Below are 22,970 nucleotides of genomic sequence, written 5' to 3'. Positions count from 1 at the left end.
CGGGGCCTGGCGCCAACACAATATTCACTGGTTGCCCGCCCTATTTTCCTCCATCATTGGTCGCCCCCGGCTCGGCTCGGGGCCGACTTCAACCGGACCAATAATCAAGAGATCTGAAACATGACAGAGTCTTACGCCCTGTTTGTCGCCTTCGTGCTGGGCATAGTGGAGGGCCTGACCGAGTTCCTCCCCGTCTCCTCCACCGGCCACATGATCATCGTCGGCCACCTGCTTGGCTTCGACGGCCCCAAGGCTGCCACCTTCGAAGTGGTGATCCAGATGGGCTCCATCCTGGCGGTGGTCGCCGTGTTCTGGCGCCGCCTGTTTGGCCTCATCGGCATCCACTTCGGCCAGAAGCCGGCGCAGGGACACGCCACCCTCTCGCTGGTGCACATCATCCTCGGCATGCTGCCCGCCGTCGTCATCGGCCTCGCCATCCACAGCTGGATCAAGGCCCATCTGTTCGGCCCGCAGACCGTGATGTACGCCCTGGTGGCCGGCGGCATCCTGCTGATCATCGCCGAGAAGTTTCGCCCGGCGGTATGCTCCGAAACCCTGGACGACATCAGCTACAAGCAGGCGTTCGGTATCGGCCTGTTCCAGTGCCTGGCACTCTGGCCTGGCTTCTCCCGCTCCGGCGCCACCATCAGCGGCGGCATGCTGATGGGGATCAGCCGTCAGGCGGCGGCCGAGTTCTCCTTCATCCTGGCGGTGCCCATGATGGTGGCGGCCAGCGGACTGGATCTCTACAAGAGTCGCGACTTCCTCTCCATGGCCGACTTCCCCATGTTCGCGGTGGGTTTCGTCACCGCCTTCGTGGTGGCCATGATCGCCATCAAGACTTTCCTGGCGCTGATCCGTCGCCTCGACTTCATCCCGTTCGCCATCTACCGCTTCGTGGTGGCCTTCGCCGTCTATCTGGTGTTCGTCGCCTGATCCGGCCGCGACACCATGCAAAAAGGGACCTCGAGGGTCCCTTTTTTATTGTCGCCATGGCTCAGTAGAGGCGATGGCTGATGCCGTTCAGCAGCCGCGACAACCCCTTGGTGAACTGCACCGGCGCGTCCTGCACCGTGTAGCAGAGGCAGCCGTCCGGCGTGTGCGGACTGTGGGCGTGGCTGGCATCGCGCCAGATGAAGTCCCCCGCCTGATAGCGGGTGTCGCCATCTTCGATGGTGCCAGCCAGCAACAGGGTCAGCTCATAACCCTTGTGGGTGTGCTCAGGGATGCGGCCACCCGCCTCTATGTGCAGCAGGCTGGCACGGGCCCCCTGCTCGTCGAGCGGCAGGCTCACCTGCCGGATGGCGCCGATGTGGCGCCAGTTGGGGGCGTGGTGACGGGCCAGTACCCTCGGCAACCGATACGACTGGCCCGCCACCTGCAGCTCGGGTTGGGCCACCGCCGACTGGGTCACTGCGGCCACAGTGGCCACCGGCTGTTGCAGTATGCCGGCCAGCATGGCATCGAACTCTGCCGGCAGTGGCTCGCACTCTTCAGCCGGGGTCAGGTATTGCCGGGCCAGCTCCTCTTCGCAGGCCCGCAGCCGGGCCGCACAGTCGGGGCAGAGCTCGCAGTGGGCAGAGACGCCGACGGCCAGCGGCAGGGGCAGTTCGTCGGCGGCAAAGGCGCGCAACATGGCCTGAACGGGATGGGCTTTAATCATGGCCTTGCTCCACTTGTTCCTTCAATTTCTGTAACGCCAGTCTGAGGCGGGATTTGATGGTGCCGAGCGGCACACCGAGCCGGTCCGCCAGCTCCTGCTGGGAGAGCTCCTGCAGGTAGATGCCGCGCACCACCTGCTGCTGCGGTTCCGGCAGGGTGCCGAGGTAGTGGGCCATCTGGCGGGTCAGCACCGCGTCTTCGCCGCCGCTCAGGTGCTCCTCTTCCGCCCTGTACTCCAGCATGGGCCACAGCTCCTCGGCGCAGAGATCTTCCTTGCTGGCGCGGCGCCGGCGCAGCATGTCGAAGCCCTGGTTGCGCATGACGGTGTAGATCCAGGTGGTGGCGGCTCCCTTGTCGGGGTGGTAGAGACGGGCCTTCTGCCAGACCAGCAGCATGGTCTCCTGCACCAGCTCCATGGCATTGGCCTCGCTGCCGAGGTGGCGCAGCCCATAGCTGCGGATGCGCGGCGCGAAGTGCTGGAACAGGGTGGCAAAGGCGACCTTGTCGCCATGTTCGGCAACCCTGACGAGCAGGGACTTGAGATCGCCGGCTGGGTCATCCATGGGGGGCGATATCCTGTACGGAGTCGATTGTGATTGGCCAGTATATGCCATTGCGCCATGCCTTGAAGAGGGTGGTGAGTGCCAATACGTGCGACGCGGCAAAAGGATCACCGGCGCGGCCATCAAAAACGGCTCAGTGGCTGGCGACCAGCAATCCGCTCAGCAGGGAGAGCGCCGGCTGGTTGTCTTCCGCCGCCACCAGCCACTGCTTCTGCTCCACCGGAATGGGCAGCACCTCCAGCCAGCGCTGGGCCACCCAGCTGGCATCGTCCCAGTCGGGGTTGCGGTAGAGGGCCGCATATTCCGGGTAGTCGTTGAACACCTCCTGCAGCGCCCTGGCCAGCGAGTGCTGGTCGGCATTGAGCCGGCCGGTGCGCCAGGGGGGGAGCACCTCCACCTCCCCGACCCGCAAGCCGTCCGACTCCTGCCACAGATCGGTGATCCTGACCCGCTCCATGCCGAGCACTGTGATGCCGAGCAGACCGTCCTGCAGTTGATCGAAGTCGACGATCCGTACCCGGGTGGCGATGGGGTACATGTTGCGCAGCGCATCGGGCTGGCGGGGATCCAGCATGCAGATAGCAAACCCCTGCTCTCCCGCCTCGGCGATCATGCGCTGATATCTGGGCTCGAAGATGCGCAGCGGCATGATGCCACCGGGCAGCAGGTGGGCCGAGAGGGGAAACAGCGCCAGTTTCATCGACAGATTCCTCGGTAAAAGGTACCTGTTGATACGACCGGAGCGGCGGGGCAGATCATTCAGAACGAGTTGGAATAAAAAACCCTTAACAATCAGGGGAAAATAGCCTGGACAAGCCGCTTCAATATGCAGTAGAAATGGATAAGCACCGTAATTTCCGTCCAATATTCTGGTATCTGGTGCCAAATGCAGTGAAATATCCGCCCGACTGCGAGCGGCGGGTCATCCCTATAGTTTTCTCGGGCCGATGCGGGTAAAATTCACGCCCTTATATATCAGTCATTTTTCGACGCGCAACCTTGGTGGTCAGTTATGAAAGAGCATATTCATCATCTACTTGAACAAACGGTAGCCAATCTCAAGTCAGCGGGCATCCTGCCGGCGGACCTGGAAGCCCGCGTGCAAGTAGACCGATGCAAGGAGAAGGCTCACGGTGACCTGGCCACCAACCTGGCCATGCTGCTGGCCAAACCGGCCCGCAAGAATCCCCGTGAGCTGGCCGCTGCCATCATCGAGCACCTGCCCGCCTCCGATCTGATCGTCAAGGTCGAGATCGCCGGCCCCGGCTTCATCAACTTCTTCTTCGACCCCAGCTGGCTGGCTGGTCAGGTAGAGGACATGGTGACCTCAGCCAACGCCAACGTGAAACTGCCAACCCCGCAGACCGTGGTGGTGGACTACTCCGCCCCCAACGTGGCCAAGGAGATGGCGGTGCATCACATCCGCAGCACAGTCCTCGGTGACGTGGCTGCCCGCGCCCTCGAGTTCCTCGGCCACAAGGTGGTGCGTGCCAACCACATCGGCGACTGGGGTACCCAGTTCGGCATGCTGATCGCCTATCTGGAGAAGATGGCCAACGAGCACGCCTCCGACATGGAGCTGCGCGATCTGGAAGCCTTCTACACCCAGGCCAAGCGTCACTACGACGAAGACGAAGCGTTCGCCGAGCGCGCGCGCAACTACGTGGTCAAGCTGCAGGGTGGTGATGAGTACTGCCGCACCATGTGGAAGAAGCTGGTCGACATGACCATGGAGCAGAACCAGCGCAACTACGACCGCCTGAATGTCTCCCTGACCAACAAGGACATCATGGGCGAGTCCATGTACAACGACATGCTGCCGGAAATCGTCGCCGATCTGAAAGCGCGCGGCCTGGCGGTCGAGAGTGAAGGCGCCACCGTCGTCTTTCTGGACGAGTTCAAGAACAAGGATGGCGAGCCCATGGGCGTCATCATCCAGAAGAGCGATGGCGGCTTCCTCTACACCACCACCGACATCGCCTGTGCCAAGTATCGTTACGAGACCCTGGGCGCCGACCGGGTGATGTACTTCATCGACTCCCGTCAGCACCAGCACCTGATGCAGGCCTGGACCATCACCCGCAAGGCGGGCTATGTGCCGGAATCCGTGCCCCTCGAGCACCACGCCTTCGGCATGATGCTGGGCAAGGATGGCCGCCCCTACAAGACCCGCTCCGGCGGTACCGTCAAGCTGGTTGATCTGCTGAATGAGGCAGAAGAGCGCGCCGCCGCCCTGCTGGAGAGCCGCAACAGCGACCTCTCCGCCGAGGAGAAGGCCCAGGTGGTGCACGCCATCGCCATGGGTGCGGTCAAGTATGCGGATCTCTCCAAGAACCGCACTACCGACTACATCTTCGACTGGGATCTGATGCTCTCCTTTGAAGGCAACACCGCGCCCTACCTGCAGTACGCCTACACCCGTATCCAGTCCATCTTCCGCAAGGCCGGCGTCGATGCCGACACCCTGGGTGGCAAGGTGGTCCTGAGCGAGGAAGCGGAAGAGACCCTGGCCCAGAAGCTGATCCAGTTCTCCGACGCAGTCAACGGCGTGGCGGACAAGGGCATGCCGCACCTGCTCTGTACCTATCTGTACGAGCTGTCCGGCAACTTCATGACCTTCTACGAAGCCTGCCCGATCAACAAGGATGGCGTGGACGAGGCGACCCGTCAGAGCCGCCTGCTGCTGTGCGCCGCCACCGCCAAGGTCCTCAAGCTGGGCCTGGGCGTACTGGGCATCCACACCCTGGAGCGCATGTAATAGATGGCGACCCGGGATTATGTCGGCAGCCGCCCGCGACGTCGGGCGGGTGGTCGCAACACCAGGAAAGCGGCACCTCGCCGCTTTCCTGTTATCCCGGCCCTGCTGGCCGGGGTGCTGCTGGCGGGGTTCGGCGGTTTCCTCTACATGATCAGTGGCAAGGGCAACGACGCCCCCACCATTGAGGAGCAGGTGAAAGCCAACAAGCCCAAGGCCCAGAGCAACGGCCTGCCGCAGGAGAAATGGAGCTACATCGAACGGCTGGAGAACAAGCAGGTCGACATCGTCGAGCCGCCGCCCCAGCCGGGCGTGCTGCCGCCACCACCGGCGGAAACCATGACCCTGCAGCCGGAGAAGCTGCCGCAGCCGGTGCCGACCAATATTCCCCAGCCCGGAACCCCCATCGGCCAGGTGCAGCCCTACAAGCCGCAACCGGTACAACCGGCCAAGCCGGCGACCGGTGCGCCGGTAGCCAGTGCCCAGGAGCAGGTAATCGACCGCAAGGCCGAACGGGATCGGATGGAGCGGGAGCTGCGCGCCGAACTGGAGCGGGAACGGGCCGAGGCCGCCAAGGCCAAGGCGGCGACCCCGCCTGCAACGGCCGACAACGAGCGCTACATGATGCAGTGCGCCGCCCTGCGTTCGCAGGATTCCGCAGAATCCCTCAAGGCGCGCATCGCCTTCACCGCCGGGCTCTCCTCCAGCCTGCAGGTAGTCAACGGGGCCGGTGGCGCCGTCTACAAGGTGATGGTGGGCCCCTTCAGCGGCAAGGCGGCGGCCGACGCGGCCAACCGCAAGCTGCAGGGCTCAGGCATCAGCGGCTGCATCCCCAAGAAGGGGTGATCGCAGCGTCCATAAACAGGGCCGGGTGGCAACACCCGGCCCTGTTTCTTTTGGTGCCAGTCGCCACCACTCCCAGCCAACCCCGTTGGCCGCGCCAGCGCGCAGGCTTGAAAAGCCGGATTGCCATCCCCATCTCTCTTGCCATGCACAGTCAGGCCGTCATTCGGCTCAAGCGAGGTAAGTAAAGTGACTACCATAGTTTCAGTTCGCCGCAACGGTCAGGTCGTCATCGGTGGCGATGGCCAGGTTTCTCTTGGCAACACCGTCATGAAGGGCAACGCCCGCAAGGTTCATCGCCTCTACAACGGCAAGGTGCTGGCAGGTTTTGCCGGCGGCACCGCCGACGCCTTCACCCTGCTCGAGCGCTTCGAGGCCAAACTGCAGGCTCATCAGGGCAACCTGGAGCGCGCCGCCGTGGCGCTGGCCAAAGACTGGCGCACCGATCGCGCCCTGCGCCGCCTCGAGGCGCTGCTGGCCGTCGCCGACGAGCACAAATCCTTCATCATCACCGGCAACGGTGACGTGGTACAGCCGGAGCACGATCTCATCGCCATCGGCAGCGGCGGCAACTTCGCCCAGTCCGCCGCCATCGCCCTGCTGGAGAACACCGAGCTGGATGCCAAGAGCATCGTCGAGAAGTCCCTCAAGATTGCGGGCGACATCTGTGTCTTCACCAACGGCAACCACACCATCGAAGTGCTGGATTATTCAGCCAAATAAGTCGGCGAAATAGGGCCGCCAAATAAGGCCGCCAGCCAAACCCCATTTTCCAAGGGGTGGGCCCTGCCCGCCCCGGATACAGGAACACCATCATGTCCGAGATGACCCCGAGAGAAATCGTCCACGAGCTGGACAGACACATCATTGGTCAAGCCGACGCCAAGCGTGCGGTGGCCGTGGCCCTGCGCAACCGCTGGCGCCGGATGCAGCTCTCCGAGGAGATGCGCCACGAGGTGACCCCGAAGAACATCCTGATGATCGGTCCGACCGGTGTCGGCAAGACCGAGATCGCCCGTCGCCTGGCCAAGCTGGCCAACGCCCCCTTCATCAAGGTCGAAGCGACCAAGTTCACCGAAGTGGGCTATGTGGGCAAGGAAGTGGACAGCATCATCCGCGATCTGACCGATGTCGCCATCAAGCTGGTGCGCGAGACCGAGATGGAGAAGATGAAATACCGCGCCGAAGAGGCCGCCGAAGAGCGCATCCTCGACGCCCTGCTGCCCAACCCGCGCAACAGCTGGGGCGAGGAAGAGAAGGCCGACAACTCCAACACCCGCCAGATCTTCCGCAAGAAACTGCGGGAAGGTCAGCTGGATGACAAGGAGATCGAGCTGGAGCTCTCCGCCTCCCCGATGGGCGTCGAGATCATGACCCCGCCGGGCATGGAAGAGATGGCCAACCAGCTGCAGGGGCTGTTCCAGAACCTGGGCCAGAACCAGAAGAAGAAGCGCAAGATCAAGGTCAAAGAGGCCATGAAGGCGCTGATCGAAGAGGAAGCCGCCCGCCTGGTCAACCCGGAAGAGCTGAAGCAGAAGGCCATCGCCTCGGTCGAGAACAACGGCATCGTCTTCCTCGACGAGATCGACAAGATCTGCAAGCGCGGCGAGAGCTCGGGCCCGGACGTTTCCCGTGAAGGGGTTCAGCGCGACCTGCTGCCGCTGGTCGAAGGCTGCACCGTCAACACCAAGCACGGCATGGTCAAGACCGATCACATCCTGTTCGTCGCCTCCGGCGCCTTCCAGATCGCCAAGCCGTCCGACCTCATCCCCGAGCTGCAGGGTCGTCTGCCGATCCGGGTCGAGCTGACCGCGCTGACCACCGAAGACTTCGAGCGGATCCTGACAGAGCCGAATGCCTCCCTGACCGATCAGTACAAGGCGCTGATGGCCACCGAAGGGGTCAACATCGAGTTCACCCAGGACGGTATCCGCCGTCTGGCCGAAGCGGCCTGGCAGGTCAACGAGCGCACCGAGAACATCGGCGCCCGCCGTCTGCACACCGTGATGGAGCGCCTGATGGAAGACATCTCCTACGACGCCTCCGAGAAATCCGGCGAGACCTTCGTCATCAACACCGACTACGTCAACGCCCACCTCGGCAAGCTGATTGAAGACGAGGATTTGAGCCGCTTTATCCTGTAACAGCTTGATCGGAGACGAGGATCCGAGCGGTTTACTATCCTGCTCAACCCCGTAGCAAGACGCCTCCCCTGTGGAGGCGTCTTCGTTTTCAGCGCTCTCCCAGCTCGCAGCCTTCCCGGGTCGCATTGCCCGGCACGTCGCGTTCACCTCTCCCCGCCAGCCAGAGTGCGCTCATCAGCAGCAGAGCCGTCAGGGCGAAGGTGGCTCGCATGGCGAACGCCAGCTCGCTCGTACTGGCGACGGCCGGATTGCCGCCTCCCGCCAGGGCGGCAAACAGGGCCCCCAGTCCCGCCGCCCCCGTCAGCTGGCCCAGATTGCGCGACAGGGTCAGCAACCCGGCCACGGCGCCACGGGTCTGTTCGTCGGCGGCGCCGATCACCAGGCTGTTGTTGGCGGTCTGGAACAGGGCGTAACCGGCAGTCAGCAGCAACACGGGCAGCAGGTATCCCACCGGGCCCCCGCCGCTGCCCAGGGTGGCCAGCAGCACCACCGCCGCGCTCATCACCAGCAAGCCCAGTCGCACCACTGTGGTGGCGCCGACCCTGTCCACCAGCCAGCCTGCTGGCATCCCGCTCAGTGCCGCCAGCAGGGGTCCACCCGAGATAAGCAGCCCGCTGGTCAGCGGGCCGAGCCCGAATACCCCCTGCAGATAGAAGGGGCCGATCAGCAGGGTCGCCACCATCACCCCGGCCACCAGCGCACTGGCCGCCAGAGCACCGCGCAGCCGCCGGGTTCGCAGCAACGCCAACGGCAACAGAGGGGCGGGGGAGCCCAGTTCGCTGCGCACCAGCCAGGCGGCGGCCAGCAGCGCCCCGCCCCCAAGCCAGAGGGCCAGGACGCCTGTCGTAGTGAGCGCCAGTCCGTAGCCCAGCAGCGTCACCAGCAACCACCACAGGCTGGCCAGGTTGAGTCGTGCCCCCTGCCCGCTCACCCCGTCATCGGGCAGACCGGCACGGGCACAGAGCAGCGCCAGCAGGCCGAGGGGTAGCAGAGCCAGGAAGGCAGCCTGCCAGCCCGCCACCTCCAGCAGCAGGCCGCCAAACGAGGGTCCCAGCGCCGTACCGCAGGCAGACAGGGTGCCGAGCAATCCCATGCTCCAGCCCCGTCTGGCCGGTGACACCAGCTGCCCCACCATGGCCAGCGACAGCGTCAGCATGCAGGCCGCACTCGCCCCCTGTAGCGCCCGGGCGGCGATCAGCCAGCCGATGGGCAGCGCCAGCGCGCAGAGCAGGGAGGCCAGCGCAAAGCCCCCCATGCCACAGAGCAGCAACCGACGCCGACCGAACCTGTCACCCAGCCGGCCCGCCACCAGCGTCAGGCAGGTGAGCCCCAGCAGGTAAGCCACCAACACCCATTGCAAGGCGGCGAAGGGCAGATGAAAGGCTGCCCCCAATGCCGGCAGCAAGATGCCGCCCATGCTGGCCGCCAGCATGGGCAACAGGGTGGCGAGGCCAAGCGCCAGCAGACCGAGACGAGACGCCGCCAGGAGCGGGAAATGGGTTGGTGTTGACATGAGCCGGGCTCCACATAGGGGTGATGACGACAAGGCTAGTGGGGCCGGTGAGCAGGCGGAAGACGCACCAGTTGCAGCTTATCAATGCAGCGGACGCCATATGAGGGTGCCCGTTCTCGGGTATGATGAAGCTGACCCCTCTGCTCCCACTCCGATGAAGGCATGCACATGAGCACTCCCGACCTCAACCTGCTGATCACCCTGGATGCCCTGCTGGACGAAGGCAGCGTGGCGGGCGCCGCCAGACGACTGGGCTTGAGCCCCTCCGCCATGAGCCGGGCCCTGGCAAGATTGCGGGAGACCACCGGCGATCCGCTGCTGGTGCGGGCCGGCCGCGGCCTGGTGCCGACCCCTCGAGCCCAGTTGCTGCGCGAGCAGGTCGGTCGGCTGGTGCAGGAGGCAGAGAGCATGCTGAGCCCCCGACAGGCGGTCGACCCGGCGCGGCTGGAGCGCACCTTCACCCTGCGCGCCAGCGAGGGGCTGGTGGAACTGTTCGGCGCCGCCCTGCTGAGCCGGCTCGCCACCGAGGCGCCCGGAGTACGGCTCCACTTTCTGGCCAAGCCGGACAAGGAGAGCGGCCCCTTGCGCAGCGGCGAGCTGGATTTCGAGACCGGGGTCATCAGCGCCACCACGGCGCCCGAGCTGCGTACCCAGGCCCTGTTTCAGGACCACTTCGTCGCCGTAATGCGCCCCGGTCATCCACTGTGCGACGGCCTACTCACCGCCAGCCGCTACGCCGGGGCGCGCCACGTGCTGGTATCCCGCCGCGGCCAACCCCACAGCCCGGTCGATGAGGCGCTGGCCAAGCAGGGGCTCTCGCGCACCGTCGCCACCCTGGTGCCCGGCTTTGCCACCGCGCTGGCGCTGGTGCGCGGCAGCGATCTGGTGGCCACTGTGCCTGAGCGTCACTGCGCCGCCCTGCTGGGGGAGCTGGTTGTTCGTCCCCTGCCCTTCGCGCTGCCAGCGATCCGGGTCGCCCTGCTCTGGCACCCCAGGCTGGATGCCGACCCGACCCACCGCTGGCTGCGCACCCTCATCCGCGATATCTGCGCCCAGGAGCCTTACCGCCCCCTTCCCTGACGCCCCCCGGTTCTGCTGGCAACCCATGGCTGCCGCCATCCCATGAAGGAATTTTTCACGCTTTTTGACGGTACGGGCATTTCTTTGCAGGGTCAGCCAGGCAGCCCCTGCAGCGGTGGCTCCGCTCCCCACGCCATAACCAATTGCACCACTGGTATACCTATTTATGTATATCTTTGAATTATCAGGAATTACCCCTGAGGAGATATATAAATAGACACTTGATTTGCATCAATCGCCCGCCCCTGCCGACTGGGTAGCCTAGCCTCAGAATGATGTTTTATTACTCCAAACTAGAGGCAATCATGAGCAAAGTCAGACTGGTCGTTGTGGGCAACGGCATGGTGGGGCACCGCTTCATCGAAGAGCTGATCGAGCGGGCCGAGCCGGGCCGCTACGAGATCACCGTCTTCGGTGCAGAACCCCGCCCCGCCTACGATCGCGTCCATCTCTCCTCCTACTTCTCCCACCACACCAGCGAAGATCTCTCTCTCGTCAAACCCGGCTTCTACGACAAGCACGGCATCCGCCTGCTGCTCGGCGAAGCGGTGAAAAAAATCGACAAAGCGGCCCGCGAGGTGCACTCCAACAAGGGCACTGTGGTCGGTTACGACAAGCTGGTGCTGGCCACCGGCTCCTACCCCTGGGTGCCGCCCATCCAGGGCAGTCAGCACCACGAGTGCTTCGTCTATCGCACCATCGAGGATCTGAAGGCCATCCGCAGCGCCGCCAAGAGCGGCAAGAGTGGCGTGGTGATCGGGGGCGGCCTGCTTGGCCTCGAAGCCGCCGGCGCCCTCAAGGCGCTGGGCCTCGAGACCCACGTGGTGGAGTTTGCCCCGGTACTGATGGCCGAGCAGCTCGACGGTCAGGGCGGCCAGCTGCTGCGCCGCAAGATCGAATCCATGGGCGTGCAGGTGCACACCAGCAAGAGCACCAGCGAGATCCTGATGCATGGCGGCGAACAGGCGAAACACCGCCTCGCCTTCGCCGACGGCAGCACGCTTGAAGTGGACGTGGTGGTCTTCTCCACCGGCATCCGCCCGCAGGATACCCTCGGTCGCTACGGCGATCTGGCCATCGCCGAACGCGGCGGCATCGTCATCGACGATCACTGCCTCACCTCCGACCCCGACATCTATGCCATCGGCGAGTGCGCCGCCTGGCAGGGCCGCTTCTTCGGCCTGGTGGCGCCGGGCTACAAGATGGCCCAGATCACCGTCGACCATCTGCTGGGCGGCGACAGTCGCTTCGAAGGGGCTGACATGAGCGCCAAGCTCAAGCTGCTCGGCGTCTCCGTCGGCTCCATCGGCGATGCCCACGGCCGCACCCCGGGCAGCCACAGCTATGTGTTCCAGGACGACCAGGCCGGCGTCTACAAGAAGATCGTGGTGAGCGAAGACAACAGCCGTCTGCTCGGCGCCGTGCTGGTAGGTGACGTGGAGGATTACGGCAACCTGTTGCAGATGATGCTCAACGCCCTGCCCCTGCCGAACCACCCGGACACCCTGATCCTGCCCGCCTACGCCGGGGCCAAACCGACCCTGGGGGTGGATGCCCTGCCCGAAAGTGCCCAGATCTGCTCCTGCTTCGACGTCACCAAGGGCGACATCGCCCAGGCCGTCGCCGAGGGTCACACCACGCTGGCCGCCATCAAGCAGCACACCAAAGCCGGTACCGGCTGCGGCGGCTGCGTGCCCCTCATCAGCCAGGTGCTCAACGCCGAGCTGGTGAAGCAGGGCATCGAGGTCAACAACCACCTCTGCGCCCACTTCCCCCACTCCCGCCAGGAGCTGTTCCACCTGGTCAAGGTGGAGGGGATCAAGAGCTTCGACGAGCTGCTGGCCAAGCACGGTCACGGCCATGGCTGCGAGGTGTGCAAACCGACGGTCGGCTCCATCCTCGCCTCCTGCTGGAACGACTATGTGCTGAGCCCGCTCAACACCCCTCTGCAGGACACCAACGACATCTTCCTCGGCAACATGCAAAAGGACGGGACCTACTCCGTCATCCCGCGCATGGCCGGCGGCGAGGTGACCCCGGAAGGGCTGCTGGCGGTGGCCGAAGTGGCCCGCGACTACAAGCTCTACACCAAGATCACCGGCGCCCAGCGCATCGGTCTGTTCGGGGCCCAGAAGGATGATCTGCCCGCCATCTGGCGCAAGCTGCTGGCGGCCGGCTTCGAGACCGGTCAGGCCTACGCCAAGGCGCTGCGCATGGCCAAGACCTGCGTCGGCAGCACCTGGTGCCGCTTCGGCGTGCAGGACAGCGTCGGCCTCGGGGTCTTCCTCGAGAACCGCTACAAGGGCATTCGCACCCCCCACAAGATGAAGTTCGGCGTCTCCGGCTGTACCCGCGAATGTGCGGAAGCCCAGGGCAAGGATGTCGGCATCATCGCCACCGACGCGGGCTGGAACCTCTATGTGGGCGGCAACGGCGGCATGAAGCCGCGCCACGCCGATCTGCTGGCATCTGACCTCGACCGCGAGACCCTGATCAAGCTGATCGACCGCTTTATGATGTTTTACGTCACCAGCGCCGACAAACTGCAGCGCACCTCGGTCTGGCTTGGCAACCTGGAAGGGGGCGTCGACTACCTGCGCGAAGTGATCGTCGACGACAAGCTGGGACTGGCCGAGACCCTGGAGCGCGATATCCAGACCCTCATCGACAGCTACGAGTGCGAATGGTCGCGCACCCTCAACGAAGAGGAAGCGCTCAAGCGTTTCAGCCACTTCATCAACAGCGACAAGCGCGATCCGGACGTTCAGTTCGTCAGCGAGCGTGACCAGCACCGACCGGCGACCCCGGCCGAGCGCATCCCCGTCTACCAGATCGAGGTGGAGACAAAATGATGAAATTAGCCTGCCAACTCAATGACATCCTCCCTGGAACCGGCGTCTGCGCTCTGCTCGAGGGGCGCCAGATCGCCCTGTTCCGCCCAAGTGCGGCGGCCGAGGTGTTCGCCATCGACAACCGGGATCCCTTCTTCGCCGCCAACGTGCTGTCGCGGGGCATCCTCTGCGAACACGACGGCGAGCTCTGGGTGGCCAGCCCTCTCAAGAAGCAGCGCTTTCGCCTGAGGGACGGCCACTGTTTCGACAACCCCGCTATGTCGGTGCAGAGCTATCCCGTTGAAGTGCGCGACCAGCAGGTCTGGGTCGCCGTCTAAAACCAAATTCACTCTCTTTAGGGCTGCCTGTGGGCAGCCCTTTCAAGGACTCACAAGATGTACACGGAAACCATCAACAAGTGCGCCGCCAACGCGGCCCGCATCAACCGCTTCGAGCGCAGCGACAAGCTCGGCTTCTGGCTCAGCTCCGCCATGGCGGGGGCCTATGTGGGCCTCGGCATCATCCTCATCTTCACCCTCGGCAATCTGGTGGACCCCGCCATCCGGCCGCTGGTGATGGGGGCCACCTTTGGCATCGCCCTGACCCTGGTGATCATCGCCGGCTCCGAGCTGTTTACCGGCCACACCATGTTCCTCACCTTCGGGGTGAAGACGGGCAAGATCACCATGGCCGACCTGCTGCGTATCCTGCCGCAGACCTGGGCCGGCAACCTGATTGGCTCCATCGTGGTGGCGCTGATCTACTCCTACGGCGGCAGCCTGCTGCCGGATGCGGGCAGCCTGGCCCACAAGGTGGCGCTGGCCAAAACCCAGGCACCGGCCCTGACCCTGTTTATGAAGGGGATCCTCTGCAACTGGCTGGTCTGCCTCGCCATCTGGATGGCGCTGCGCACCGAAGGGGCCGCCCGCTTCATCGCCATCTGGTGGTGTCTGCTGGCCTTCATCGCCTCCGGCTACGAGCACTCCATCGCCAACATGACCCTGTTCGCCCTCTCCTGGTTCGGCGCCCACTCCGAGGCCTACACCCTGGGCGGCATCGGCCACAACCTGCTGTGGGTGACCCTGGGCAACACCGTCTCCGGCGCCCTCTTTATGGGTCTGGGCTACTGGTATGCCACCCCCAAGGCTGAGCGCCCAGTCGCGGTGAACGAGACCACCAGCACTGCCAGCCAGACCCAAACCGCCTGATCAGGAGGCCCCATGGACTACTTGCCCATCTTTTGCCGACTCGACAACAAACCCGTGCTGCTGGTCGGCGGCGGCGAGGTGGCGGAGCGTAAGGCGCGCCTGCTGCTGGATGCCGGTGCCCAGCTCACAGTAGTAGCTCCCGAGCTAGACCCCGAGCTGGCGGAACTGGCTGCCAACGGCAGCATCGAGTGGCTGGACGCCGAGTTTGCACCGGCGCACCTGACGGGCAAGTGGCTGGTGGTGGCCGCCACCGATCGGCGCGAGGTGAACGCCCTGGTCTACCAGAGCGCCAATCAGGCGCGGATCTTTGCCAACGTGGTGGATGACCCGAAACGCTCCAGCTTCATCATGCCGTCCATCATCGACCGCTCGCCGCTGATGGTGGCCATCTCCTCCGGCGGCAAGGCCCCGGTGCTGGCCCGGCTGCTGCGAGAGAAACTCGAAGCCATGCTGCCGCAACATCTGGGGGCCGTCGCGGCCTTCGCCGGCAGCCTGCGGGATCGGGTCAAGACGCGCTTCGCCACCATGGGGGAGCGGCGCCGCTTCTGGGAACGGCTGCTCGGGGCCGACCGGCTCGGGCAAGCGCTGGCTCGGGGGGATAGAGCCTCTGCCCACCAGCTGGCCGACAACCTGTTTGCCGATGAAAGCCAGACCGGTGGCGAGGTGGTGCTGGTCGGTGCCGGCCCCGGGGATCCGGGTCTGCTCACCCTGCACGCCCTGCGTCAGATGCAGCAGGCGGACGTGGTGGTCTATGACCGGCTGGTCTCCGACGAGGTGATGGCGCTGGTGCGCCGCGACGCCAAACGAATCTTTGTCGGCAAACAGGCGGGCAACCACTGCGTGCCGCAGGAGGAGATCAACCAGCTCCTGCTGGAGGAGGCGAAGAAGGGGCAGAGAGTGGTGCGGCTGAAGGGGGGCGATCCCTTCATCTTCGGCCGCGGCGGCGAGGAGCTGGAGACGCTGGTGGGCAGCGGCATCGGCTTTCAGGTGGTGCCGGGGATCACGGCGGCCAGCGGCTGCGCCGCCTACGCCGGCATTCCGCTCACCCACCGCGACCACGCCCAGAGCGTGCGCTTCGTCACCGCCCACGGCAAGGGGGGCGCCCGGGATCTCGACTGGCCACTGCTGGCCAAAGACAAGCAGACGCTGGTGTTCTATATGGGGCTCTCATCCTGCGCCACCATCCGCGAGCAGCTGCTGGCCCACGGCAAGGGGGGCGACACCCCGGTGGCGCTGATCGAGCGCGGTACCCAGCCGAGCCAGCGGGTCATTCGCGGCACCCTTGACCAGTTGCCCGCGCTCGCCATCGGCGTCGAAAGCCCGGCCCTTATCATGGTGGGCTCGGTGGTAACCCTAGCTGACTCCCTCGCCTGGTTCGGGCAAGGGGCTGCCACGGAGAGGGCGCTGGCTTCGGCCTGATATCACCTCATATGCAAACGCCACCCAGGGGTGGCGTTTCTTTTCCTGCATTTACTGTCATAACCTCTTGTTTTGAGTCTGGTATCCTATGGGGTGTGTCAGCCGGACCACCGAATTCAGGAATTCAGTTTCATGTCTCTCCCCGCCAAGAACAACGCCAAGCAGCGTGAACAGGACAGAGCCCGCATCCTCACCCTGCTGCTCGCCGACGACGCCCTCACCGACAGCCTGCTAGACCCGCAAGGGGAGCAGGACGCCGAACTTCGGGACCAGACCAGCGAGCTCACCCGACTGGTCAACAGCCTGCCCGCCGCCGATATCGCCGATGCACTGGAGTCCCTGCCGCCGGACGAGCGTCACGTACTGTGGCAACAGGTGGACGCGGACAAGCACGGCCAGATCCTGGTGGAGGCCTCGGAGACGGTGTGGGACAGCCTCATCAGCGGCATGAGCGACAAGGAGCTGCTGCATGCCCTGAGCACCCTCGACATCGACGATCAGATCTATCTGGGCCAGTACCTGCCCCGCAACCTGATGGGGCGGCTGCTCACCTCCATGGCGCCCATGGACAGGGATCGGGTGCGGGAGGTGATCCGCTACGGCAAGCACACGGTTGGCGCCATGATGGACTTCGACCTGGTGACTGTGCGTCCGGACGTGACCCTGGCCACCGTCCAGCGCTACCTGCGCCTGCGCGGCCAGATCCCCGACAACACCGACAAGTTGTTCGTCATCGACCGTCGCAACCGGTTGCAGGGAGAACTGCCGCTCACGACCGTGTTGCTGCACAGACCCGAGACCCGGGTGAGCGATGTGATGGAGAAGGATCCGGTCACCTTCGATCCGGAGGACAACGATGAGGCCGCCGCCCGAACCTTCGAACGGGACGACCTGGTCTCCGCCGCCGTGGTGGATGCCAGGGGCAAACTGATGGGCCGGCTCACCGTCGCCGAGGTGGTGGATCTGGTCTATGAGGAGAGCGACACCGACCTGCGCCGGATGGGGGGGATCAGCGAGGAGGAGGACGTGTTCGCGCCCGTCTCCAAGGCGGTCAAGACCCGCTGGGCCTGGCTCGCCATCAACCTCTGCACCGCCTTCGTGGCGTCGCGGGTGATCGGTCTGTTCGAGCACACCATCTCCCAGCTGGTGGCGCTGGCGGCACTGATGCCCATCGTCGCCGGCATCGGCGGCAACACAGGCAACCAGACCATCACCATGATAGTGCGGGCGCTGGCGCTGCAGCACATCCAGACCGGCAACGTCTCCTTCCTGCTGTGGCGCGAACTGGGGGTGGCCCTGATCAACGGCCTGGTCTGGGGCGGCACCATGGGGGTCGCCACCTACATCCTCTATCAGGATGCGGCGCTGGGCGCCGTGATGACGCTCGCCATGATGCTCAACCTGCTGGTGGCGGCGCTGATGGGGGTCATCATCCCCATGACCATGAGCCGGCTAGGCCGCGACCCGGCGGTGGGCGCCAGCGTGATGATCACCGCCATCACCGACACCGGCGGCTTCTTCATCTTCCTGGGGCTGGCCACCCTGTTCCTGCTTTAATCCGGTCTGCAGTAAAAAGGGAGCCTTAATGGCTCCCTTGTTCATTCGGTGCGGCCGCTATACCCGGTATTTGGCCACCGCCTGGTTGAGCAGCTTGGCCTGCTCGGTCAGGCCGTGGCTCGATTTGGCGTTCTCCTCCGCCATCAGGCTCGACTCCTGGGCGATGTCACGGATGTTGTTGACGTTGCGGTTCACCTCGTTGGCCACCAGGCTCTGCTGCTCGATGGCGGCGGCAATCTGGGTGCTCATGTCCATGATGTGGGTGACGTCCTGGGTGATCTGCTCCAGCAGTTCACCCGCCATGCTGGCCTGCTCCGAGCTGCTGTTGCCCTGCTCGCGGCAGGTCGCCATCATGCCCACTATGTTGCCGGTCTGCTTCTGCAACGAGCTGATGATGCCGGCGATCTCCTGGGTCGACTTCTGGGTGCGGATGGCGAGGCTGCGCACCTCGTCCGCCACCACCGCAAAGCCGCGGCCCTGATCCCCCGCCCGCGCCGCCTCGATGGCCGCGTTGAGGGCCAGCAGGTTGGTCTGCTCGGCGATGCCGCGGATCACGTCCAGCACAGAGCCGATGGTTTCACTCTCCTGCTGCAGCTGGGCCACTTCGCGGGAGGAGTTTTCCAGGTTGTCGGCCAGGGAGCGGATCTGGCTGACGGTGTTCTCCACCGCACTGCGCCCCTCCATCGCCTTGTTGTTGGTGGTCTGGGCATTGTTGGCGGCCTGCTCGGTGTTGCGGGCGATCTCCTCTATGGTGGAGCCCATTTCGGTGGAGGCGGTCGCCACCATGTCGGTCTCCTGCAGCTGGCGGGCCGCCCCCTCACTGGTGCGGCGGACGTTGCCTGAGAGGTGATCCGCCGCCTCGGTCAGGGTGTGCACGCTCTGCTTCACGTCGCCGATGAGGTGGCGAAAACCTCCCAGCATGACGTCCAGGTTGCTCGCCAGCTGCGCCATCTCGTCCGCCCCCTGCAACTCGATCTTGAGGCGCAGGTCATTGTCCTGCCGGATGCGGTTGACGGTGTCGTTCACCCGCGAGATGGGGCGATCGATGCTGCGGCCCAGCAACATGCTCATGATGCCCATCAGCACTATGATGACGCCGCCACAGACCAGCATCAGGGTGTTGAGGCGCGAGGTCTGCCGTACCAGCTCGTCGGCGATGTGCTTGTCGACCGCGGCGAACCCTTGCTCGGTCTGGTGCACCAGATCCCGCATCTGGCTGCGCAGCCCTTCCCCCTCATTCAGCCCCAGCACCTGCATTCCCTGCACCAGGGCGATGAAGTCCTGCTTGTACTGCTCGCTGGCCTGCTCCAGCTTGCCGCGTTCAGCCTCCGGCAAGGTTGCCAGCCGCTGCTGGAAATCCTTGTGCAGGGTCTGGAAGCGCTCCAGATACTGGATGTCGGAGCGCAGCATGAAGTCTTTCTCCGCCCGCCGCAGCTGCAGCATGGTGATGAGCAGTCCCTGCTCATCCAGCTGCTTGAGCCCCTCCTCCACCTCGTGCACCGCCGTCCGCAGGCGACCGTAGAGCCCATCCTCCGGCCCCAGCCCGATCTTCTGCTGCTGGACCACCAGCTCGTTGAAGGCCTTGCCATAGGCCTCCATCTGCTGATCCAGCATGGTCAGCTCGCCCTGCACGGCACTCAGGTTGTCATCCTGGCTCAGGGTCTGGTTGAGCCGATGAAAGTCAGCCAGCACTTCATTGAAGCGGGCAACGAAGGTCAGATCCTTGCGGATCAGGAAGTCTTTCTCCGCTCGTCGCAGGTTGAGCATGGCGATCTCGAGGCTGTCCACATTGCGCTGGGCCTCGGTCAGATGGCGACTCACCTGGTTGGAGTAGAAAAACAGGCTGCTCAATACCAGCATGGCCACGGCGACCAGCGCGGTATTCAGGATCAATTTATGACGGATGAGCACGATGAACCTCTCACAAACATGGGGTGGCATGCATTGAGCTTATGCAGAAAACGTTATCCCTGTTGTTGTTCAAGGAATATTCATTGAAATGCCAGTCCCACTCCTTATACTGGATCCCACCTGTTTCCAGCGGTGGATTTGACACAATGGAATACAACACTTCAGAACTGTGCGACATCTATCAGGACATGGTGGATGTGCTCGAACCCATGCTCTGCTCCTTCGGCGGCCGCGCCTCCTTCGGCGGCGTCATCACCACAGTCAAATGCTTCGAATCGAACGGCCTGATCCGTGAACTCGTCAAAGAAAACGGCGTTGGTCGGGTACTGTTGATCGATGGCGGCGGCTCCATGCGCCGTGCCCTGATCGACAGCGAGATCGCCACCACGGCGGCGGAGAACGAGTGGGAAGGGATCGTCTGTTACGGCTGCGTGCGCGAGGTCGACATTCTGGAAGATCTGGATATCGGCATTCAGGCGCTGGCGGCCATTCCGGTGGGTGCCGACAGCAAGGACGTAGGCGAGACCGATCTGCCGGTCAACTTCGGCGGTGTCACCTTCCTGCCGGACGACCACCTCTACGCCGATACCACAGGGGTGATCCTCTCCCCCGATGCGCTCGACATCGAGTAAGCAGAGCAGAGTGAAAATGGGAGCCAAGGCTCCCATTTTTTATGCCCGCGTGCTGCCGGACGCGGACAAAAAAAGAGGGCCAGTAAAAACTGGCCCCTTAACTGGAAGCAATGTGAGCAATGTCGTGCCTTCACAAGAAGTCCATCACGTTGGAACGAATGAAGTCTTTCCCGGAAAACAAGGTAACAATAATCATTCTCATTTAACTAAGCAACCCTTATTTGCCATAAATGCAAAAAAATTGACCACCCCAAGGGGTGGTCAATGTCGTCAGGCTTGCCGTGTGGCCGTTTGCAGGCCGCTCAAACCGGCCTCGCCCACCAGCTTGCGGCTGAGATAACGCAGCAGCACGCCGTAGAGCGGCACAAACAATCCCAGGCTTATCAGCAGCTTGAACACGTAGTCCACGGTTGCGATCTCGACCCAGTGCTCGGCCATGAAGGGATCCGTGCTGCGCCAGAAGGCGATGGTGAAGAAGGTGATGGTATCCACCAGATTGCCGAACAGGGTGGAGGCGGCCGGTGCCACCCACCAGGCTTTCAGCAGCCGCAGCCGGTTGAACACCACCACGTCCATGAACTGGCCCACCAGATAGGCCATAAAGCTGGCCAGGGCGATGCGTGCCACGAACAAGTTGAACTCGGCCAGATTGCCAACGCCCTGGAAGCTGCCTTCGAAGAACAGCACCGACAGCGCATAGGAGATGGCCAGCGCCGGCAGCATCACGGTCTGGATGATCTTGCGCGCCAGACCGGCACCGAAGATCCGCACCGTCAGATCGGTGGCCAGAAAGATGAACGGGAAACTGAAGGCGCCCCAGGTGGTATGGAAGCCGAAGATGGTGATCGGCAGCTGCACCAGGTAGTTGCTGCTGGCAATGATCAGGATGTGGAACAACGAGAGGCGCACCAGCGCCGTCTGGTGCTGAGCAGGGGTCAGATTCATATTGTGACCTTTTTGGTTAATGGGGTTAGGGAACCCATACCGCCACCATTGGCGATAATTGAGGGGCGAGATTATACGCCCCCAAATTGATAGTTCAATCTTTATGCTGTGGGTTGAGGCGCCTGCTCAGCCCTGATGCTGGCGGGCCAGCCAGAGCAACGCCTCGGCATCGGCCGGCTGCTCCGCCGCCAGCCAGCAGCCGCTGTAGTGTTCGTACTCGAGCCGAAAGCGGCTCCCCTCGAACTCCAGCAGCCAGCTGTGACGATCGGCGCCACACTCACGCTCGAGCGCCGCCAGCTCCCACTCCTGCAACAGGGCATCGGCCAGGGTTGGAAAGCTGTCCCAGTCGAGCGCGGGGTGCTCCAGCGTCACCACCCCGGCCTCCCTGTCTATCTGCGTGATCCGCCAGTTCATCGGCTGCTCCTCAACTGCTGCAAGAGAGCTCGCCACCGCAATACCATGCTGGTTGCGGAGTAGCGAGATCCTCGTATTCGGGTTGTTCATCATAGGGATGCTGCAGGGCCGCAAACAGCCGCTCGAACGGCGCCATGTCTCCTCGCTCGGCAGCCTCGATCACCCGCTGGGCCAGCGCGTTGCGCAGCACATACTTGGGATTGACCGCATCCATCAGCCCCTTGCGCACAGCATCCTCGCTCCCCTCCCGGGCGAGGCGTGCCCGATAGGCCTCAAGCCACCCTTGCCAGGCGGCAGGCTCCGGCAGCAGAGCCAGCAGGCTGGCGGGCCAGTCGCCCTGAGCGGTCAGCACCCCCAGCCGACGCAGGAACAGGTGGTAATCCACCTTATGCGCCGCCAGCAGCCTGAACAGCTCGCGAAACAGCGCCGGATCCTCCTCTTCCCACACCGCCAGCCCCAGCTTGGCCCGCATCAGCTCGGAATAGTGCAGCATCAACTGGTGTTCGTACTGGGCCAGGGCCGCAGCCAACTCGTCCTCATCGACGTGGCCGGCCAGCGCCTGCGCCAACTTTTGCAAATTCCAGTAACCAACCGCCGGCTGCTGATCCAGCGCATAGCGACCGCCCGGATCCGAGTGGTTGCAGACAAAGTCCGGCACATAGGCATCGATGAAGCCGTAGGGGCCGTAATCCAGGGTCAGCCCGAGCAGCGACATGTTGTCGGTGTTCATCACCCCGTGGCAGAAGCCTGCCGCCTGCCACTTGGCGATGAGCCGCGCGGTGCGGCGCACCACTTCGGCAAACAGCTCGGCCCCGTTCGCAAGCTCCTGAAAATGATGACGCAGCGCATAGTCGATGAGGGTCGGGATCTTCTCCCCCTGCCCGCTCCAGGCGAAATACTCGACATGGCCGAAGCGCAGATGGCTCGGGGCGGTGCGCAGCACGGTCGCGCCCGTCTCCACCTGTTCGCGGTAGACCGGCTCCTGGCTGCCCACCAGCACCAGTGCCCGGGTGGTGGGGATGCCGAGGGCATGCAGCGCCTCGGAGGCCAGATACTCGCGAATGCTGGAACGCAGCACGGCACGGCCATCGCCGAAGCGGGAGAAAGGGGTCTTGCCCGCCCCTTTCAAGTGCAGGTCCCAGCGGCTGCCATCCGGCGCCAGCTGCTCCCCCAGCAACAGGGCACGGCCATCACCGAGACGCGGGCTGTAGCCGCCGAACTGATGGCCCGCATAGACCTGGGCCACCGGCTGCATGCCGGGCAAAGGCTGGCCATGACCACAGCAGGCCAGCCAGTCGGCCTCGCTCACCGCCCCCAGCCCCAGCTCGCCGAGCAGCGCACGGTTGAGGTGCAGCAGGCCGGGGGCATGCAATGGTTGGGGGGCGACGGGCTCACAGGCCCAGGGCAGTTCGGTGGCAAAAGTGTTGATCAGCTTCATGGTGGTGCGGTTCGTCCCTGCGTATGCTCGTGTCACTCTTTATACCGCCGTCGGC

At 64.1% G+C, this 22,970-nt stretch carries 20 protein-coding genes; 12 read left to right on the top strand and 8 right to left on the bottom strand.

The genetic code is table 11. The features are described from left to right. Positions 1 to 120 precede the first annotated feature (120 nt). Positions 121 to 936: an undecaprenyl-diphosphate phosphatase gene (gene bacA / locus BN1143_RS06820; protein WP_042050095.1), complete on the top strand. Its 816-nt coding sequence runs from the start codon at positions 121 to 123 to the stop codon at positions 934 to 936. 61 nt (positions 937 to 997) lie between these two features. Here the strand turns inward: bacA and BN1143_RS06815 are convergent, their stop codons facing one another. The 3 genes from BN1143_RS06815 to BN1143_RS06805 all read right to left on the bottom strand — a co-directional run bounded on the left by BN1143_RS06815 (position 998) and on the right by BN1143_RS06805 (position 2,925). Further along, positions 998 to 1,663 carry a ChrR family anti-sigma-E factor gene (locus BN1143_RS06815; RefSeq protein WP_042050094.1) on the bottom strand — a complete coding sequence of 222 codons (666 nt, stop codon included), beginning with the start codon at positions 1,661 to 1,663 and terminating at the stop codon, positions 998 to 1,000. Further along, positions 1,656 to 2,225: a sigma-70 family RNA polymerase sigma factor gene (locus BN1143_RS06810; RefSeq protein ID WP_005306525.1), complete on the bottom strand. Its 570-nt coding sequence runs from the start codon at positions 2,223 to 2,225 to the stop codon at positions 1,656 to 1,658. The genes BN1143_RS06815 and BN1143_RS06810 overlap by 8 nt, the downstream gene beginning before the upstream one ends. A 133-nt stretch (positions 2,226 to 2,358) precedes the next feature. Next, a complete protein-coding gene (locus BN1143_RS06805) occupies positions 2,359 to 2,925 on the bottom strand; it encodes an LON peptidase substrate-binding domain-containing protein (RefSeq protein WP_042050093.1) in 567 nt (188 codons plus the stop codon). Positions 2,926 to 3,237: 312 nt separating this feature from the next. Between BN1143_RS06805 and argS the strand changes: the two genes are divergently transcribed. The 4 genes from argS (at position 3,238) to hslU (ending at position 7,967) form a co-directional block, all read left to right on the top strand. Next, complete coding sequence (gene argS / locus BN1143_RS06800; protein WP_042050092.1) at positions 3,238 to 4,983, top strand: arginine--tRNA ligase; 1,746 nt, start codon at positions 3,238 to 3,240, stop codon at positions 4,981 to 4,983. A 3-nt stretch (positions 4,984 to 4,986) separates the two neighbouring features. Next, positions 4,987 to 5,826, top strand: a complete 840-nt coding sequence (locus tag BN1143_RS06795) for an SPOR domain-containing protein (protein ID WP_042050091.1) — start codon at positions 4,987 to 4,989, stop codon at positions 5,824 to 5,826. Positions 5,827 to 6,012: 186 nt separating this feature from the next. Next, positions 6,013 to 6,546, top strand: a complete 534-nt coding sequence (gene hslV, locus BN1143_RS06790; protein WP_005306539.1) for an ATP-dependent protease subunit HslV — start codon at positions 6,013 to 6,015, stop codon at positions 6,544 to 6,546. A 92-nt stretch (positions 6,547 to 6,638) separates the two neighbouring features. Further along, the gene (hslU, locus tag BN1143_RS06785; RefSeq protein ID WP_005306542.1) at positions 6,639 to 7,967 is read left to right on the top strand and encodes an ATP-dependent protease ATPase subunit HslU; all 1,329 of its coding nucleotides are present in this window, start codon (positions 6,639 to 6,641) and stop codon (positions 7,965 to 7,967) included. Between the two features lie 88 nt (positions 7,968 to 8,055). On the opposite strand, the gene BN1143_RS06780 is transcribed toward hslU, so the two are convergent. After that, a complete protein-coding gene (locus BN1143_RS06780) occupies positions 8,056 to 9,480 on the bottom strand; it encodes an MFS transporter (protein ID WP_042050090.1) in 1,425 nt (474 codons plus the stop codon). A 168-nt stretch (positions 9,481 to 9,648) separates the two neighbouring features. On the opposite strand from BN1143_RS06780, the gene BN1143_RS06775 reads away from it, so the two are divergent. From BN1143_RS06775 to mgtE, 6 genes are all read left to right on the top strand, one after another. Continuing rightward, a complete protein-coding gene (locus tag BN1143_RS06775; RefSeq protein ID WP_042050089.1) occupies positions 9,649 to 10,560 on the top strand; it encodes a LysR family transcriptional regulator in 912 nt (303 codons plus the stop codon). Between the two features lie 305 nt (positions 10,561 to 10,865). After that, the gene (gene nirB, locus BN1143_RS06770; RefSeq protein WP_042050088.1) at positions 10,866 to 13,412 is read left to right on the top strand and encodes a nitrite reductase large subunit NirB; all 2,547 of its coding nucleotides are present in this window, start codon (positions 10,866 to 10,868) and stop codon (positions 13,410 to 13,412) included. Beyond that, positions 13,412 to 13,729, top strand: coding sequence for a nitrite reductase small subunit NirD (nirD, locus tag BN1143_RS06765; protein ID WP_042050086.1), 318 nt, complete (start codon positions 13,412 to 13,414; stop codon positions 13,727 to 13,729). Before nirB ends, nirD begins: the two co-directional genes overlap by 1 nt. A 57-nt stretch (positions 13,730 to 13,786) precedes the next feature. Continuing rightward, entirely contained in the window at positions 13,787 to 14,599 is an 813-nt protein-coding gene (nirC, locus tag BN1143_RS06760; protein ID WP_042050085.1) for a nitrite transporter NirC, read from the top strand. Between the two features lie 12 nt (positions 14,600 to 14,611). Further along, on the top strand, positions 14,612 to 16,018 hold the full coding sequence (cysG, locus tag BN1143_RS06755) for a siroheme synthase CysG (RefSeq protein WP_042050083.1): 1,407 nt from the start codon (positions 14,612 to 14,614) through the stop codon (positions 16,016 to 16,018). A gap of 132 nt (positions 16,019 to 16,150) precedes the next feature. After that, positions 16,151 to 17,575 (top strand): magnesium transporter, encoded by a 1,425-nt coding sequence (mgtE, locus tag BN1143_RS06750; protein WP_010635780.1) that lies wholly within the window; start codon positions 16,151 to 16,153, stop codon positions 17,573 to 17,575. A 57-nt stretch (positions 17,576 to 17,632) separates the two neighbouring features. Here the strand turns inward: mgtE and BN1143_RS06745 are convergent, their stop codons facing one another. Then, positions 17,633 to 19,486: a methyl-accepting chemotaxis protein gene (locus BN1143_RS06745; RefSeq protein ID WP_042050082.1), complete on the bottom strand. Its 1,854-nt coding sequence runs from the start codon at positions 19,484 to 19,486 to the stop codon at positions 17,633 to 17,635. Positions 19,487 to 19,632: 146 nt separating this feature from the next. Here BN1143_RS06745 and rraA point away from each other — a divergent pair, with 146 nt between their 5' ends. Next, entirely contained in the window at positions 19,633 to 20,118 is a 486-nt protein-coding gene (gene rraA / locus BN1143_RS06740) for a ribonuclease E activity regulator RraA (protein WP_005306574.1), read from the top strand. Positions 20,119 to 20,388: 270 nt separating this feature from the next. On the opposite strand, the gene BN1143_RS06735 is transcribed toward rraA, so the two are convergent. From BN1143_RS06735 to BN1143_RS06725, 3 genes are all read right to left on the bottom strand, one after another. Then, a complete protein-coding gene (locus tag BN1143_RS06735; protein ID WP_010635778.1) occupies positions 20,389 to 21,063 on the bottom strand; it encodes a 7-cyano-7-deazaguanine/7-aminomethyl-7-deazaguanine transporter in 675 nt (224 codons plus the stop codon). Between the two features lie 126 nt (positions 21,064 to 21,189). Then, entirely contained in the window at positions 21,190 to 21,477 is a 288-nt protein-coding gene (locus BN1143_RS06730) for a DUF3630 family protein (protein WP_042050081.1), read from the bottom strand. Between the two features lie 10 nt (positions 21,478 to 21,487). Beyond that, on the bottom strand, positions 21,488 to 22,915 hold the full coding sequence (locus BN1143_RS06725; RefSeq protein ID WP_042050080.1) for a protein adenylyltransferase SelO: 1,428 nt from the start codon (positions 22,913 to 22,915) through the stop codon (positions 21,488 to 21,490). Positions 22,916 to 22,970 lie beyond the last annotated feature (55 nt).

The sequence above is a fragment of the Aeromonas dhakensis genome, assembly GCF_000820305.1.
Taxonomy (GTDB): domain Bacteria; phylum Pseudomonadota; class Gammaproteobacteria; order Enterobacterales; family Aeromonadaceae; genus Aeromonas; species Aeromonas dhakensis.
Note: the sequence above shows the minus strand (reverse complement) of the source record. Positions and strands in the feature narration are given on the sequence as shown.